Source organism: Bosea sp. ANAM02, from assembly GCF_011764485.1.
Taxonomy (GTDB): Bacteria; Pseudomonadota; Alphaproteobacteria; order Rhizobiales; family Beijerinckiaceae; genus Allobosea.
This window is the reverse complement of sequence record NZ_AP022848.1, coordinates 3,408,808-3,422,507: the sequence shown is the minus strand read 5'-3', so window position 1 is coordinate 3,422,507 and position 13,700 is coordinate 3,408,808. Positions and strand designations below refer to the sequence as shown.

Below are 13,700 nucleotides of genomic sequence, written 5' to 3'. Positions count from 1 at the left end.
TCAGAATGATATCAAGGAGATAGAGGTGGCGGAGACGGAGGGATTCGAACCCTCGATACCCTTGTGGGGTATGCTCATTTAGCAAACGAGTGCCTTCAGCCTCTCGGCCACGTCTCCAGCGAGAGGCTCTATGCCCGATTGAAGAGCCGTTTGACAAGCCTCGTCGGCAACTTACTTCGCTTCGCCTGTGCATGCGCGCAAAGCCGGCCACAGAGCGCCCCATTGGTAATGGAGCGAGCGAGAAGGCGCAGGAAGCTGTGGTTAGATCGAAGGTCGTTGCAAAGAAGCTTTGCGCCGGCTTGCCTTGCTCCTCTGCGGGGCAGGCCCTAGATTGAGCCCGTCCGTTGGGGTGCCGAAAGGCTGAGAGGCGTGGTCCGCGCCAACCCATCGCACCTGATCCGGGTAATGCCGGCGAAGGGAACGGTCTTCGGCAGACATTGTGCTCGTGCCCCAGGCCGCTGCCTCTCCGGGAGCAGGGAAGAGCATTTTGGCGGAACGCCCTCAGTCTGGCCTGAAGGTCGCGGTGGTCGGCGCCGGCGTCGTCGGCCTGGCCTGCGCCACCGAACTGATGACGCGCGGCGCGCTAGTCAGCATTCATGAGCGCGGCCCGCGCATCGGCGCCGAGGCCTGTTCCTGGTATGCTGGCGGCATGCTGGCGCCCTGGTGCGAGGGCGAGAGCGCCGAGGAGCCGGTGGTCCGGCTCGGCAAGCAGGCGGCTGATTGGTGGGAGCACCATGCCGGCGGAGTCAACCGCAACGGCACGCTCGTCGTCGCGCCCAGCCGGGATCGCTCGGAGCTGCGCCGCTTCGGCCAGCGCACCAGCCATTTCGACGAGATCGACGGCGATGCCATCGCCGGGCTTGAGCCCGATCTGGCCGGGCGCTTTTCGCGCGGCCTGTTCTTCGCTGGCGAGGCGCATCTCGATCCGCGTGTGGCGATAGCCGCGCTCGCCGAGCGGCTGGTAGCGAATGGCGCCGAGCTTCATGTCGGCAGCGCGGTGGAGCCTTCCGATCTCGATGCCGATATCGTCCTCGACTGCCGGGGGCTGGCGGCGCGCGATGTCCTGCCGGAATTGCGTGGCGTCAAGGGCGAGATGCTGTTGCTGCGGAGCGACGATATCAGCCTGTCGCGGCCGGTCCGGTTGCTTCATCCGCGCATTCCGCTCTACATCGTGCCGCGGGTCGACGGGCTGTTCATGGTCGGCGCGACCATGATCGAGAGCGGCGAGCGTCGTCGCATCTCCGCCCGCGCCATGCTGGAATTGCTCGGCGCAGCCTATGCGCTGCATCCGGCCTTCGCCGAGGCGGAGGTCGTCGAGATCGGCACCGATGCGCGCCCGGCCTTCCCCGACAACCTGCCGCGGCTGACGCGTCGCGGTCGGGTGATCCACGTCAACGGGCTCTATCGCCACGGCTTCCTGCTCAGCCCCGCCATGGCGCGGATGGCGGCCGAGACCGCGCTGAACCCGCAATCCAAACCGGAGATGCTGCATGACCTTGCTGCTTAACGGCGCTCCGCAGGAGATCGCTGCGAGGACTCTGGCCGAGGCGCTGGCCGAGCTGGGCTTTGCCGGGCGCACCGTCGCGACCGCGCTGAACGGCGATTTCGTGCCGGCCCGCAAGCGCGCCGAGACGGCCCTGAGCGAGGGCGACCGCATCGAGATCGTCGCGCCGATGCAGGGAGGCTGAGATGGCGTCCTTCTATGGCTTCGAGCCTGAGAACCCGCTCTTCCTGGGCACCGCGCAATATCCGTCGCCCGCGATCCTGGCCGAGACGGTGAAGCGCTCCGGCGTCGAGGTCGTCACCGTGTCGCTGCGGCGGGAATCGTCGGGCGGCGCCGGACAGGCCTTCTGGGCCCTGATCCGTGAGCTCGGCGTCAAGGTTCTGCCCAATACCGCAGGCTGCCACACCGTCAAGGAGGCTGTCACCACCGCGCAGATGGCGCGCGAGGTCTTCGGCACCGACTGGATCAAGCTTGAAGTCATCGGCGAGGACGACACGCTCCAGCCGGACGTGATCGCGCTGGTCGAGGCCGCGCGAATCCTCGCCGATGACGGCTTCAAGGTCTTCCCCTATACGACCGAGGATCTCGTCATCGGCGGGCGCCTGCTCGATGCCGGCTGCGAGGTGTTGATGCCCTGGGGCGCGCCGATCGGCTCGGGCAGGGGGCTCAACAATCCCTATGGCCTGTGCAGTCTGCGCCAGCATTTCCCGGATGTGCCGCTCGTCGTCGATGCCGGGATCGGCCTGCCCTCCCATGCCGCGCAGGCGATGGAGCTGGGCTATGACGGTATCCTGCTCAACACCGCCGTCGCCAAGGCCGGCGATCCCGCCGCGATGGCGGAGGCCTTCGCGCTCGCCATCCGTGCCGGCCGGCAGGCCTTCGCCGCGCAGCCGATCGAGGCGCGCGACATGGCCGCTCCCTCCACGCCCGTCATGGGCAAAGCCTTCCTCGCCTGAAAGATCTACTCCGCATGAAGCTCGATCCGTTCTATCCCATCTTCGACAGCGCCGACTGGCTGGAGCGGATGCTGCCGCTCGGCGTCAAGCTGGTGCAGTTGCGCGTCAAGGATCGCCCCGAGACCGAGGTCGCGCGCGAGATCGCCCGGGCGAAGACGCTCTGCGCCGCGGCCGGCTGCGTGCTTGTCGTCAACGATTACTGGAAGCTCGCCATCGCCGAGGGCTGCGAGTGGTTGCACCTCGGCCAGGAGGATCTCGACGACGCCGATCTCGGCGCGATCCGCAAGGCCGGGCTGAAGCTCGGCATCAGCAGCCATGACGAGCCGGAGCTGGAGCGCGCGCTGGCGGCGAAGCCCGACTATGTCGCGCTCGGCCCGGTCTATCCGACGATCCTGAAACAGATGCGCTTCGGCCCGCAGGGGCTGGAGCGGCTCGGCGACTGGAAGCGCCGCATCGGCGACCTGCCGCTGGTCGGCATCGGCGGCATCTCGCTGGAACGGGCGCCGGGCGTCTTCGAGGCCGGCGCCGATATCGTCGCGGCGGTGACCGACATCACGCTGAACGCCGATCCCGAGGGGAGGCTGAAGGCCTGGATCGCGGCGACGCGGAAGCACGCATCCTGAGAGGCGTCATTCTCGGGCGGAGCGCAGCGCAGACCCGAGAAACTCATGACAAGAGGGCGCTGGTTTCCGAGATGCTCGGGGCAAGCCCGAGCATGACGGCAAACATAGCGGCCTTCAGCTCTCCGCCTCGGCCGACATCGTGTGACCGTCGACATGGCCGAGGCTGCGCTCGGGGTCGAGCCGGTCGCGGACACGCTGCTTCAGCACCTTCGAATCCGGGAAGCCGCCATCGGCCTTGCGGTCCCAGATCAGCTCGCCGTCATAGTGGATCTGGAAGATGCCGCCGGTGCGCGGAATCAGCGCGACCTCGCCGAGATCCTGCCCGAAGGTCGAGAGCAGTTCCTGCCCGAGCCAGGCCGAGCGCAGCATCCAGTTGCACAGCGAGCAATAGGTGATGGCGATGCGGGGGGCGGGTTTGGTCTGGGTCATGATCGGTCACCGAAGCGGAAGGTCGTCTCGACATCCCGCTTCGGGCGCCCTGATGCAAGCCCGAAACTGCATGGCTGATCGGCGATCGGGTAGGGCTTAAGCTTTTGTTTCAACTAAATAAAATGAGAGACGCTCAGACCTCTTCGATATAGCGCCGGCGCAGATGCGCCTTGAATACGGAGGCGTCGAGCGGCCGGCCGGTGGCTTCGGTCAGCAGATCATCGGTCGAGAGCAGAGAGCCCTTGCCGTGGATGTTGGCGCGCAACCAGCCGACCAGCGGGCTGAAATCGCCTTTGCCGATGCCGGGCAGGATGGCGACTTCGGCCTTGCAGGCGGCGTCGAATATCTGGGCCGCGGTCATCGCGCCCAGCGTATAGGTCGGGAAATAGCCCCAGCCGCCGGACGGCCAGTGGATATCCTGCAGGCAGCCGAGCCGGTCGTTGGGGACGGTGACGCCGAGCAGGGACTTCATTCCGGCATTCCAGGCTGAGGGAAGCTCGGCGAGCGGCATCTCGTCGGCGATCAGCGCCTTCTCCAGCCGGTAGCGCAGGATGACATGGGCGGGATAGGTGACCTCGTCGGCGTCGACGCGGATGAAGCCGGGCTCGACGCGGGTATAGCGATGCCACATCGCCTCGCTTTCCCAGCCCGGGCCGCTGCCGCCGAAGCTCTCCCGCATCAGTGGCGCGGAGTAGGCCAGGAACTGGCGCGAGCGGCAGGCCTGCATCTCCATAAGCAGCGACTGGCTCTCATGCAGGCTCATGCCGCGCGCGGCGCCGACCGGCTGGTTCAGATAGCCCTGCGGTCGGCCCTGCTCGTAGAGTGCATGGCCGGTCTCGTGCAGTACGCCCATCAGCGCCTTGGTGAAATCGGCCTCGTCATAGCGCGTGGTGATGCGGACATCGTTATCGGCGCCGCCGCAGAACGGATGGGTCGAGATGTCGAGCCGGCCGCGCTCGAAATCATAGCCGAGCGCCGCCATGAACTTGAGGCCCAGCGCCCGCTGCGTCTCCGTGGCGAAGGGGCCTTCCAGTACCGGCAGGGCGGGTCGGCGCGCCTGCACGGCAAGCGCCTCCTGCGTGAAACCCGGCAGGAAACCGGCGAGATCGTCGAACAGCGCGTCGATCTTGGCCGAGCGGCCGCCAGGCTCGTAATCGTTGAGCAGCGCATCATAGGGAGAGAGCCCGAGCTTCTCGCCCTTGGCCCGGCCGATCTGGCGCTGCAGGTTCAAGACCTCGGCGAGGTAGGGCAGGAGCCCGGCGAAATCGGCATCGGCCCGCGCCTGGCGCCAGCGCATCTCGCAGGCCGAGACCGCCTTGCTCGAGGCTTCCACCAGATCGGAGGGCAGGGCGGTATCAACCGTCCAGACGCGCCGGATCTCGCGCAGGTTGGCCTTCTCCCAGGCGCCGAGGCTGCCGTCGCTTTCGGCCTCGGCGAGCCAGTCACCGATGCGGGGATCGGTCGAGAGGCCGTGGCGCATGACATGGAGCAGGGCCATGCTCTCGGCTCGCGTCTCCGCCGCCCCCTTCGGCATCATCACGTCGTTGTCCCATTGCAGGATGCCGACGGCGTTCGACAAAGCGGCGATGCGGCCGAAATGGGCGGAGAGGTCGGAATAGGCGGTCATGTCTCAGCGGCTCCGGCGATTCTGTCGAGCTTCATAACGTACGCGGTCATCCCGGGCGACCGCAGGGAGACCCGGGATCCATTCCGGAACCGTTCAGGCATGGATCCAGGATCCTCGCTTCACTCCGTCCGGGATGACCTGGAGCAGCGTTGCAAATTCAGGCAAAGAGCTTGGAATATTGCCGCGGCTGCGAGCGCAGATACTGGTTCGGCGCCTTGACGGTGGCGCCGAGCTGCGCCGCCGCGTGCCAGGGCCAGCGCGGGTTGTAGAGGATGCCGCGTGCCAGCGCGACGAGATCGGCCTCGCCCGTGCCGATGATCGCCTCGGCCTGCTCGGCCTCGGTGATCAGGCCGACCGCCATGGTGGTGATGCCCGTCGCCTGCTTCACGGCCAGCGCCAGCGGCACCTGATAGCTCGGGCCGAGCGGGATCTTCTGCGTGGCCGACAGGCCGCCGCCGGACATGTCGATGAAATCGGCGCCGCGCGCCTTGGCCGCTGCCGAGAAGGAGATGCTCTGCTCGATATCCCACCCCCCCTCGACCCAGTCCGTGCCGGAGATGCGGAAGCCGACCGGATAGCCCGCCGGCACCACGGCCCGCACCGCATCGAGCACCGCGAGCGGGAAGCGCATGCGGTTCTCCAGCGAGCCGCCATATGCGTCCGCGCGCTTGTTCGAGACCGGCGAGAGGAACTGGTGCATCAGGTAGCCATGCGCGCCATGGAGCTCGATCGCGGCGAAGCCGAGCCGGACGGCCCGGCGGGCGGATTCGGCGAAAGCCTCGATCAATCGGTCGATATCGTCTGCCGTGAGGGCGCGCGGCGGCCGCGGGTAGGTTTCGAAGCCGAGTTCCGAGGGGCCCGCGATCGTCCAGCCGCCCTGATCGAGGCCGAGCTGTCCGCCGCCCTTCCAGGGCTGCGCGACGGAGGCCTTGCGACCGGCATGGGCGAGCTGGATCGCGATCGGCATGTCCGACCAGCGGCGGGCGGAATCGAGCGCCTTGCCGAGCGCTGCCTCGGTCTCGTCGGACCAGAGCCCGAGATCGAACGGACTGATGCGACCCTCCGGTTCCACGGCCGTCGCCTCGATGATCAGGAGCCCGGCGCCCGACAGCGCGAGATGTCCGAGATGGATGGTATGCCAGTCGGTGGCGCAACCATCCTGCGCCGAATACTGGCACATCGGGGCGATGACGATGCGGTTGGCAAGCGTGAGGCTGCCGAGCTGATAGGGGCTGAAGAGCTGGCTCATGGTGGGAATTTCTCTGAAGGGCGGGTTTCCAGCGCAGTCTAGAAGCCGCCGCGCAGCCAAGGCCAGTGGCACTCGCGCAAACGCGATGCCCGATGCGTGCAGATGCACCTCGCGATGCCGGATATCCCGATGCTAGCCTCGGCAGGTCAGCTCGTCATCCCGGAGACCTCCATGCCCGACGCGTCCGATTCCGTTCAACTCACCCGTGAAGGCGGCGTCGCCATCCTGACGCTGAATCGGCCGGCCGTGCTGAACGCCATCGACGCGCCGATGGCCGAGCGCTTCCTCGCGCAGGTGAAGGCGATCGCGGCCAGCAGCGACGTGCGCGCAATCCTGCTGCAGGGCAATGGCCGCGCCTTCTGCGCCGGCGGCGACGTCTCGCAATTCCTCGCAAGCGATGACATCGCGGCCGGCATCGAGGCGATCATGGCGCCGTTGCACGAAGCGTTGCGCCTGCTCGATGACCTGCCGCAGCCCTCTATCGCCTGCCTGCAGGGCGCTATCGCGGGCGGCGGCTTCAGCCTCGCGCTCGCCTGCGATCTGGCGGTTGCGGCCGATGATGCCCGCTTCACCATGGCCTATGCCCGGATCGGCGCGACGCCCGATCTCGGTGGCACCTACCGGCTCGCCCGCCTCGTCGGTCAGCGCAAGGCCCGCGAAATCGCGCTGCTGGCGGAAACCTTCGGGACCGAGGAGGCGCTCAGGATCGGTCTCGTCAACCGTGTCGTGCCCGTCGCTGGGGCACGCGACGAGGCCCTGGCACTGGCCCGCAAGCTCGCAGCGGGGCCGACCGGCGCCTATGGCCGCATCCGCACCCTTTTGGCGGAAGCACCGGATGCCGATCTCGCCGGTCATCTCGACGCGGAGCGCGAGGCCTTCCGCGCGACGATGGCGACCGCCGATTTCCGTGAGGGCGTGACGGCCTTTCTGGAGAAGCGGTCCGCTGCCTTCACCGGCCGGTGACCGGTACGGCTACAGTAGCTCTTCACCTTTGCGTGCGCCGCACAATCCATTCGTGAAAATGCCGTAATCCGACATATGATAAGCAGGCTTATGATTTGGAGGCCTGCGTATGAAGCGACCTTTGCGGCGGGAGCTGGTTTTCCAGCTCGTCGAAACCTCGCGGCTGCTCCGCACCTATGTCGAGCAGCGCGCCCGCCAGCACGGCACGACACGCGCGCAATGGGGGGTGATGTCGCGGCTGCGGCGTCAGGAAGGGCTGAACCAGGCCGCTTTGGCCGACCAGATGGACCTTCAGCCGATCTCGCTCGCCCGTCTGCTCGACCGCCTGCAGAGCCAGAACCTGATCGAGCGCCGCGAAGACCCTGCCGACCGCCGCGCCTACCGCCTCTTCCTCACGCCGGAGGGGCGGGAGCTGGTCGACGAGCTCGATGCCGTCCGGACCGAGATCGCTGAAGAGATTCTCGGCGGGGCCGGGGAGGACGCGATCCAGTCCGCCCTCGGCACGCTCTCGATGATCCGCGAGCAGATCCGTACCCGATCCGAAGACAAGGCGCCGGCCTCAGCCGGCAACGCAGCCTGAGCGAATGGACAGACGATGAAGCGTTCCGGGTTGATCATCGGCGTTATCGCCATCGGCCTTGCGGCCGGCGGGGCCTGGTATTGGCATTCGCGCGCGCCTGAGGCCGCGCGCTCGGCCCGTGCGGGGCGGGGCGAGGGAGCTCCGGTCGCGGTCGTCACGGCGGCTGCGATCCAGGCCGATTTCCCGGTGCGCAAGCACGCGATCGGCTTCGTCGAGACGCCGGCGAGCGTGCTCGTGCGATCCCGCATCGACAGCCAGATCATGGCCCAGCACGTCACCGACGGGCAGTTCGTCACGGCCGGCGACCTGCTCTTCACGCTCGACGATCGCGACATCAAGGCCCAGATCGCCAAGGACGAGGCGATGCTGGCCCGCGACGAGGCGACCCATACCCGCAACCTCGCCGATCTCGACCGCTACAAGCAGCTTTTCGCCCGCAATGCCGGCACGCAGGCGCAGGTCGACCAGGCGACGGCCGACGAGCGCAGTTCCGCCGCCTCGATCCAGGGCGATCATGCGACGCTCGACGCCGACAGGTTGAAGCTGAGCTATACCCGCATCACCGCGCCGATCGACGGGCGCATCGGCACCGTGCAGGTCACGCCCGGCAATCTCGTCAATGCCAGCGCCAACAGCAGCGGCACCGGCTTGCTGACCATCACCCAGATGAAGCCCCTGCGCGTCTCCTTCGCCATGCCGGAGAGCGAATTGCCGACCTTGCAAGGTGCCCTTGCCGCCGCGAAACCCGTGCCGGTCACTGCGCGCGTGCCCAATGCCGCCCGCACCGCAGCCGAGGGCAAGCTCAATTTCGTCGACTCGACCGTCGACATCACCTCCGGCACGATCACAGCGAAGGCCGCGTTCGCCAACGACGACCTGAGCCTCTGGCCCGGCCAATATGTCGATGTCGAGATCATCCCGGAAACACTGACCGGCATCACGGTGATCCCCACGGTCGCTGTGCAGACCGGCCAGAAGGGCCCCTATGCCTTCGTCGTGAAGCCCGATTTCACGGTTGATCTCCGGCAGATCAAGGTCGCGCTCAGCGATGGCGAGCGCACGGCGGTGAACGAAGGCATCGCGCCGGGCGAACGCGTCGTCACCGACGGTCAGATGCGCCTGAAGCAGGGCAGCAAAGTGCGCGAACGCGGGGCCACCGGCGAGAAACCGGTGCAGGCGACGCCGGTTGCGGAAGGCGCACGCTCATGAACGTCTCGGGTTTCTGCATCCGCCACCCCGTCGCGACCATCCTGATGTCGGTCTCGCTGGTGCTGGCGGGGCTGTTCGCGTACCGCTTCCTCCCGGTCGCCGCGCTTCCGCGCGCCGAATTCCCGGTCGTCAACGTTTCCGCGCAATTGCCGGGCGCCTCCCCGGACACCATGGCGACCTCGGTCGCGACGCCCTTGATCAAGCAGTTCGCCACCATCGCCGGCATCGACTCGATCTCGACCACCAACTCCCAGGGCTCGACCTCGATCGCGATCCAGTTTGTGCTGAACCGCGACATCGACGCGGCTGCGGCAGATGTCCAGGCGGCGATCGCCCGCACACAGCGGCAATTGCCGATCGAGATGACGACGCCGCCGAGCTACCGCAAGGTGAACCCGGCCGATGCGCCGATCGTCCTGATGGCCTTGAAGAGCGACGTCGTGCCGCTCTCGCAACTCGACGCCTTCGCCCAGCAGGTGATCTCGCCGGCGCTCTCGACCGTCGACGGCGTCGCGCAGGTGCTGATCTGGGGCAGCCAGAAATACGCCGTGCGCATCCAGATCGACCCGACGGCGCTCGCCGCGCGCGGCATCGGCCTCGACGAATTGCAGCAGGCGATCACCGCGACCAACGCCAACACGCCGGTCGGCACGATCCAGAACTCGGCCCAGCAGCTCACGATCCAGGCGAAGACGCAGCTCGCCGATGCCGCCCAGTTCGCCAATGTCATCGTCACCACGCGCTCGGGCAAGCCGGTCCGGCTTGGCGACGTCGCCAAGGTGATCGATTCCGTCGAGAACACCCAGACCCGCAGCACCTATGACGGGACGCCGGCGATCGTGCTTGCCGTCCAGCGCCAGCCCGACGCCAACACCGTCGAGGTCGTCGACCGCGTCAAGGCGATGATCCCGGCCTTCGAGGACCAGTTGCCGGCGGCGGCCTCGCTCTCGCTGCTGAACGACCGCTCGACCTCGATCCGGCAGGCGGTGGAGGACGTGCAATTCACGCTGCTGTTGACGATCGCGCTGGTCGTCATGGTGATCTTCGTCTTCCTGCGCCGGGTGGCGGCGACCTTCATCCCGGCCGTCGCGGTGCCGATCTCGATCATCGCCACGCTGGCGGTGATGTACCTGCTGAATTTCTCGATCGACAACATCTCGCTGCTGGGGCTCACGCTCTCGGTCGGCCTCGTCGTCGACGACGCCATCGTCATGCTCGAGAACATCGTCCGCCACATGGAGGAGGATGGGCTCTCGGCCTACGACGCCGCGCTCAAGGGCGCAGGCGAGATCGGCTTCACCATCATCTCGATCTCGCTGTCGCTTGTGGCGGTCTTCATCCCTGTGCTGCTGATGGGCGGCGTCATCGGCCGCATTTTCAACGAGTTCGCGGTGGTGGTGACCGTCTCGATCCTCGCCTCCGCCTTCGTCTCGCTGACGCTGACGCCGATGCTCTGTTCGCGCCTGCTCTCGGGCTATTCCGAGCATCACCGGGAGAACGCGCTCGGCCGCTGGCTGGAAAAGGGCTTCGACAAGCTGCTGGCGGGCTATGATGCGGGCCTGAAATTCTGCCTGCGCTTCCAGCCGCTGATGCTGCTCGCCTTTTTCCTGACGATGGCGGGCACGGTCTGGCTGCTCCAGACCACGCCGAAGGGCTTCTTCCCCCAGGAGGATATCGGCCAGCTCCAGGTTTCGACCGAAGCGCGGCAGGACATTTCCTTCGAGGCCATGCGGAAGCTCCAGGCCGAGGTCGCCGAGGTCTTCCGCAAGTCGCCCTATGTCGCCCATGTCGCCTCGACCGTGGGCGGCAATGGCGGTGGTGGCAGCGCGCTCAATGCCGGGCGGCTCTTCGTCGAGCTCAAGCCGCTCGACGAGCGCCCCCATATCCAGGCCGTGCTGGCATCGCTCAGGCGCGATCTGGCCCAGGTGGCGGGCATCAGCACCTATATGACGCCCGTCCAGAACCTGCGCATCGGCGCACGTTCCTCGAAGAGCCAGTATCAACTCGTCGTGCAGGGGCTCGACCAGCAGCAGATGAACGGCTGGGCCGTGCGCCTCGCCGATGCGATGAGCCGCGACCGCTCGGCCTTCGTCGACGTCACCACCGATCTGCAGGACAACGCCCTTCAGGCCACGGTGGTCGTCGATCGCGACAAGGCCAGCGCGCTCGGCATCGGCTCCGACATCCTGCGCTCGACGCTCTATTCCGGCTTCGGCGTCCGGCAGGTCTCGACGATCTATACGGCCGGCGACAGCTATAATGTCGTCGTCGAGTTCAATCCCAACGAGCACTGGACGCCGGAGCGCCTGAACGCGATCCGTGTGCGCACCAAGTCCGGCACGCTGGTACCGCTCGGCGCCATCGCCCGGATCGAGCGCACGGCCGGCCAGCTCACGGTCAACCAGCTCGGCCAGCTCCCGGCCGTCACGATCAGCTACAACCTGCCCGCCGGTGTCGCGCTGGGTGACAGCGTCAACCGCATCGAGGCGATCAAGGAACGGCTCGGCCTGCCGAAGTCGATCTCGACCACGCTCGCCGGCACGGCCAAGACCTTCCAGGATTCGCTCGCCAATCAGGGCCTGCTGATCGCCGGCGCGATCCTGACGATCTACATCGTGCTCGGCATTCTCTACGAGAGCTTCATCCATCCGCTGACGATCCTGACCGGCCTGCCATCGGCGGCGGTCGGCGCGCTCGGCGCGTTGAGGCTCTTCGACCTCGAACTCTCGGTCATCGCCATCATCGGGCTTCTGATGCTGATCGGCATCGTCAAGAAGAACGCGATCATGATGATCGACGTGGCGCTGGTGCTCCGGCGCGAAGGAAAGACCGCGCAGGAGGCGATCCATCAGGCCTGCGTGATGCGCTTCCGGCCGATCCTGATGACGACGCTGGCGGCGCTGATGGGCACCTTGCCGATCGCGCTCGGCGCGGGCGCGAGCGCCGAGCTGCGCCAGCCGCTCGGCATCGCCGTGGTCGGTGGCCTGATGATCTCTCAGGTGCTGACGCTGTTCATCACGCCCGTCCTGTTCCTCTACATGGACAGGCTTTCGGAAGGGCTGGTGAGGTTCGGCGGAGCCATTCGCGGCACGAAGCACGCGCCGCCGACGGTCACGCACCCGGCGGAGTGACAGGGCCGGGAGCGCCCGTTCCCGTCATGGTCGGGCTTGTCCCGACCATCCACGTCTTCGCAGGTCGAAGATCGTGTTCAAGACACGGATGCTCGCCGCAAGGGCGAGCATGACGGCGCGGGAGTGATTATCGAGGCTTGTTGGCCTCAGGCGGCATCCAGCCCGTAGAGCGAGTGCAGCGTGCGCACCGCGAGCTCGGTATAGGCCGAGTCGATCAGCACCGAGAACTTGATCTCGGAGGTGGTGATCGCGCGGATGTTGATGCCCTTCTCGGCCAGTGCCCGGAAGGCGCGCGCGGCGACACCCGCATGCGAGCGCATGCCGACGCCGATCGCCGAGATCTTCACCACGTCGGTCGCGCCCTGGATCTCCTGATAGGAGATCGTGTCGTGCTTGCTCTCGAGCAGCGTCCTGGCGCGCTCGTAGTCGGCGGTCGGCACGGTGAAGGTGATGTCGGTCGTCGCCTGGTCGTCCGAGACGACCTGGATGATCATGTCGACATTGATATTGGCATCGGCGAGCGGGCCGAAGATCGCCGCGGCGACGCCGGGCTTGTCGGCCACGCGCCGGAGGGTGATCTGGGCTTCGTCCCGGGAGAAGGCGATGCCGGTGACGATCTGCTGTTCCACGATGTCGTCCTCGTCGCAGATGAGGGTGCCAGGATTGGGGTTTTCGGGGTCGTCGAAGGAGGAGCGCACATAGGTCGGCACGCGCTGGGTCATGGCGATCTCGACCGAGCGCACCTGCAGCACCTTGGAGCCGAGCGAGGCCATTTCGAGCATTTCCTCGAAGGAGACCTTGTCCATGCGCCGGGCCTTGGGCACCACGCGCGGGTCGGTGGTGTAGACGCCGTCGACATCGGTGTAGATGTCGCAGCGATCGGCCTTGAGACCGGCGGCGAGCGCGACCGCGCTGGTGTCGGAGCCGCCGCGGCCGAGCGTGACGATGCGATGCGTGCGCGGGTTCATGCCCTGGAAGCCGGAGCAGACCGCGATCTCGCGGTTGCGGTCGAAGCCCGCAACGATACCGGCGCCGTCGACGCTCTCGATCCGGGCCGAACCATGCGCGTCCGAGCCGTAGAGCGGGATCTGCCAGCCCTGCCAGGAGCGCGCCGGCAGGCCCATCTCCTGAAGCACGATCGCCATCAGGCCGGAGGTGACCTGCTCGCCCGAGGCGACGACGGTGTCGTACTCGGCCTGGTCGAACATCGGCGCCGCTTCCCTGCACCAGGCGACGAGCTCGTTGGTCTTGCCCGACATGGCGGAGACCACGACCGCGACCTCGTGGCCGGCGTCGAACTCGCGTTTGACGTGGCGCGCCGCGTTCTTGATCCGCTCGACAGTGGCGACAGAGGTGCCGCCGAATTTCATCACCAGACGGGCCATGACGGTCTTTTCGATAGCTGTCCCGGCTTTGGGCCGGGTCGAAA

Annotated in this window: 12 protein-coding genes, 1 tRNA gene and 1 riboswitch; of the genes, 8 read left to right on the top strand and 5 right to left on the bottom strand. The window is 67.0% G+C overall.

Going from position 1 to position 13,700, the window contains the following annotated elements; all coding sequences use genetic code 11:
• Positions 1 to 26: 26 nt before the first annotated feature.
• Positions 27 to 117, bottom strand: a tRNA-Ser gene (locus tag OCUBac02_RS16435).
• Between the two features lie 218 nt (positions 118 to 335).
• Positions 336 to 437: riboswitch (TPP riboswitch) on the top strand.
• Positions 438 to 511: 74 nt separating this feature from the next.
• Between OCUBac02_RS16435 and thiO the strand changes: the two genes are divergently transcribed.
• The 4 genes from thiO to OCUBac02_RS16415 are packed head-to-tail and all read left to right on the top strand — an operon-like array spanning position 512 to position 3,083.
• Positions 512 to 1,507: a glycine oxidase ThiO gene (gene thiO / locus OCUBac02_RS16430; RefSeq protein WP_173049622.1), complete on the top strand. Its 996-nt coding sequence runs from the start codon at positions 512 to 514 to the stop codon at positions 1,505 to 1,507.
• Complete coding sequence (gene thiS, locus OCUBac02_RS16425) at positions 1,491 to 1,688, top strand: sulfur carrier protein ThiS (protein ID WP_173047111.1); 198 nt, start codon at positions 1,491 to 1,493, stop codon at positions 1,686 to 1,688. Before thiO ends, thiS begins: the two co-directional genes overlap by 17 nt.
• Before the next feature lies 1 nt (position 1,689).
• Positions 1,690 to 2,460 (top strand): thiazole synthase, encoded by a 771-nt coding sequence (locus tag OCUBac02_RS16420; RefSeq protein ID WP_173047109.1) that lies wholly within the window; start codon positions 1,690 to 1,692, stop codon positions 2,458 to 2,460.
• A 14-nt stretch (positions 2,461 to 2,474) separates the two neighbouring features.
• Positions 2,475 to 3,083: a thiamine phosphate synthase gene (locus OCUBac02_RS16415; RefSeq protein WP_173047107.1), complete on the top strand. Its 609-nt coding sequence runs from the start codon at positions 2,475 to 2,477 to the stop codon at positions 3,081 to 3,083.
• A 114-nt stretch (positions 3,084 to 3,197) separates the two neighbouring features.
• Here the strand turns inward: OCUBac02_RS16415 and OCUBac02_RS16410 are convergent, their stop codons facing one another.
• The 3 genes from OCUBac02_RS16410 to OCUBac02_RS16400 form a co-directional block, all read right to left on the bottom strand.
• Entirely contained in the window at positions 3,198 to 3,512 is a 315-nt protein-coding gene (locus tag OCUBac02_RS16410) for an Rdx family protein (protein ID WP_173047105.1), read from the bottom strand.
• A 133-nt stretch (positions 3,513 to 3,645) separates the two neighbouring features.
• Positions 3,646 to 5,139: a carboxypeptidase M32 gene (locus OCUBac02_RS16405; RefSeq protein WP_173047103.1), complete on the bottom strand. Its 1,494-nt coding sequence runs from the start codon at positions 5,137 to 5,139 to the stop codon at positions 3,646 to 3,648.
• Between the two features lie 157 nt (positions 5,140 to 5,296).
• Positions 5,297 to 6,388: an NADH:flavin oxidoreductase/NADH oxidase gene (locus OCUBac02_RS16400; protein WP_173047100.1), complete on the bottom strand. Its 1,092-nt coding sequence runs from the start codon at positions 6,386 to 6,388 to the stop codon at positions 5,297 to 5,299.
• Between the two features lie 171 nt (positions 6,389 to 6,559).
• Between OCUBac02_RS16400 and OCUBac02_RS16395 the strand changes: the two genes are divergently transcribed.
• From OCUBac02_RS16395 to OCUBac02_RS16380, 4 genes are all read left to right on the top strand, one after another.
• Complete coding sequence (locus OCUBac02_RS16395; protein WP_173047098.1) at positions 6,560 to 7,351, top strand: enoyl-CoA hydratase/isomerase family protein; 792 nt, start codon at positions 6,560 to 6,562, stop codon at positions 7,349 to 7,351.
• 109 nt (positions 7,352 to 7,460) lie between these two features.
• Positions 7,461 to 7,931 (top strand): MarR family winged helix-turn-helix transcriptional regulator, encoded by a 471-nt coding sequence (locus OCUBac02_RS16390; protein WP_173047096.1) that lies wholly within the window; start codon positions 7,461 to 7,463, stop codon positions 7,929 to 7,931.
• Between the two features lie 15 nt (positions 7,932 to 7,946).
• Complete coding sequence (locus OCUBac02_RS16385) at positions 7,947 to 9,140, top strand: efflux RND transporter periplasmic adaptor subunit (protein ID WP_173047094.1); 1,194 nt, start codon at positions 7,947 to 7,949, stop codon at positions 9,138 to 9,140.
• Entirely contained in the window at positions 9,137 to 12,271 is a 3,135-nt protein-coding gene (locus tag OCUBac02_RS16380; protein ID WP_173047092.1) for an efflux RND transporter permease subunit, read from the top strand. Before OCUBac02_RS16385 ends, OCUBac02_RS16380 begins: the two co-directional genes overlap by 4 nt.
• Positions 12,272 to 12,417: 146 nt before the next feature.
• Here OCUBac02_RS16380 and OCUBac02_RS16375 read toward each other — a convergent pair whose 3' ends face one another.
• Entirely contained in the window at positions 12,418 to 13,656 is a 1,239-nt protein-coding gene (locus OCUBac02_RS16375) for an aspartate kinase (RefSeq protein WP_173047090.1), read from the bottom strand.
• Positions 13,657 to 13,700 lie beyond the last annotated feature (44 nt).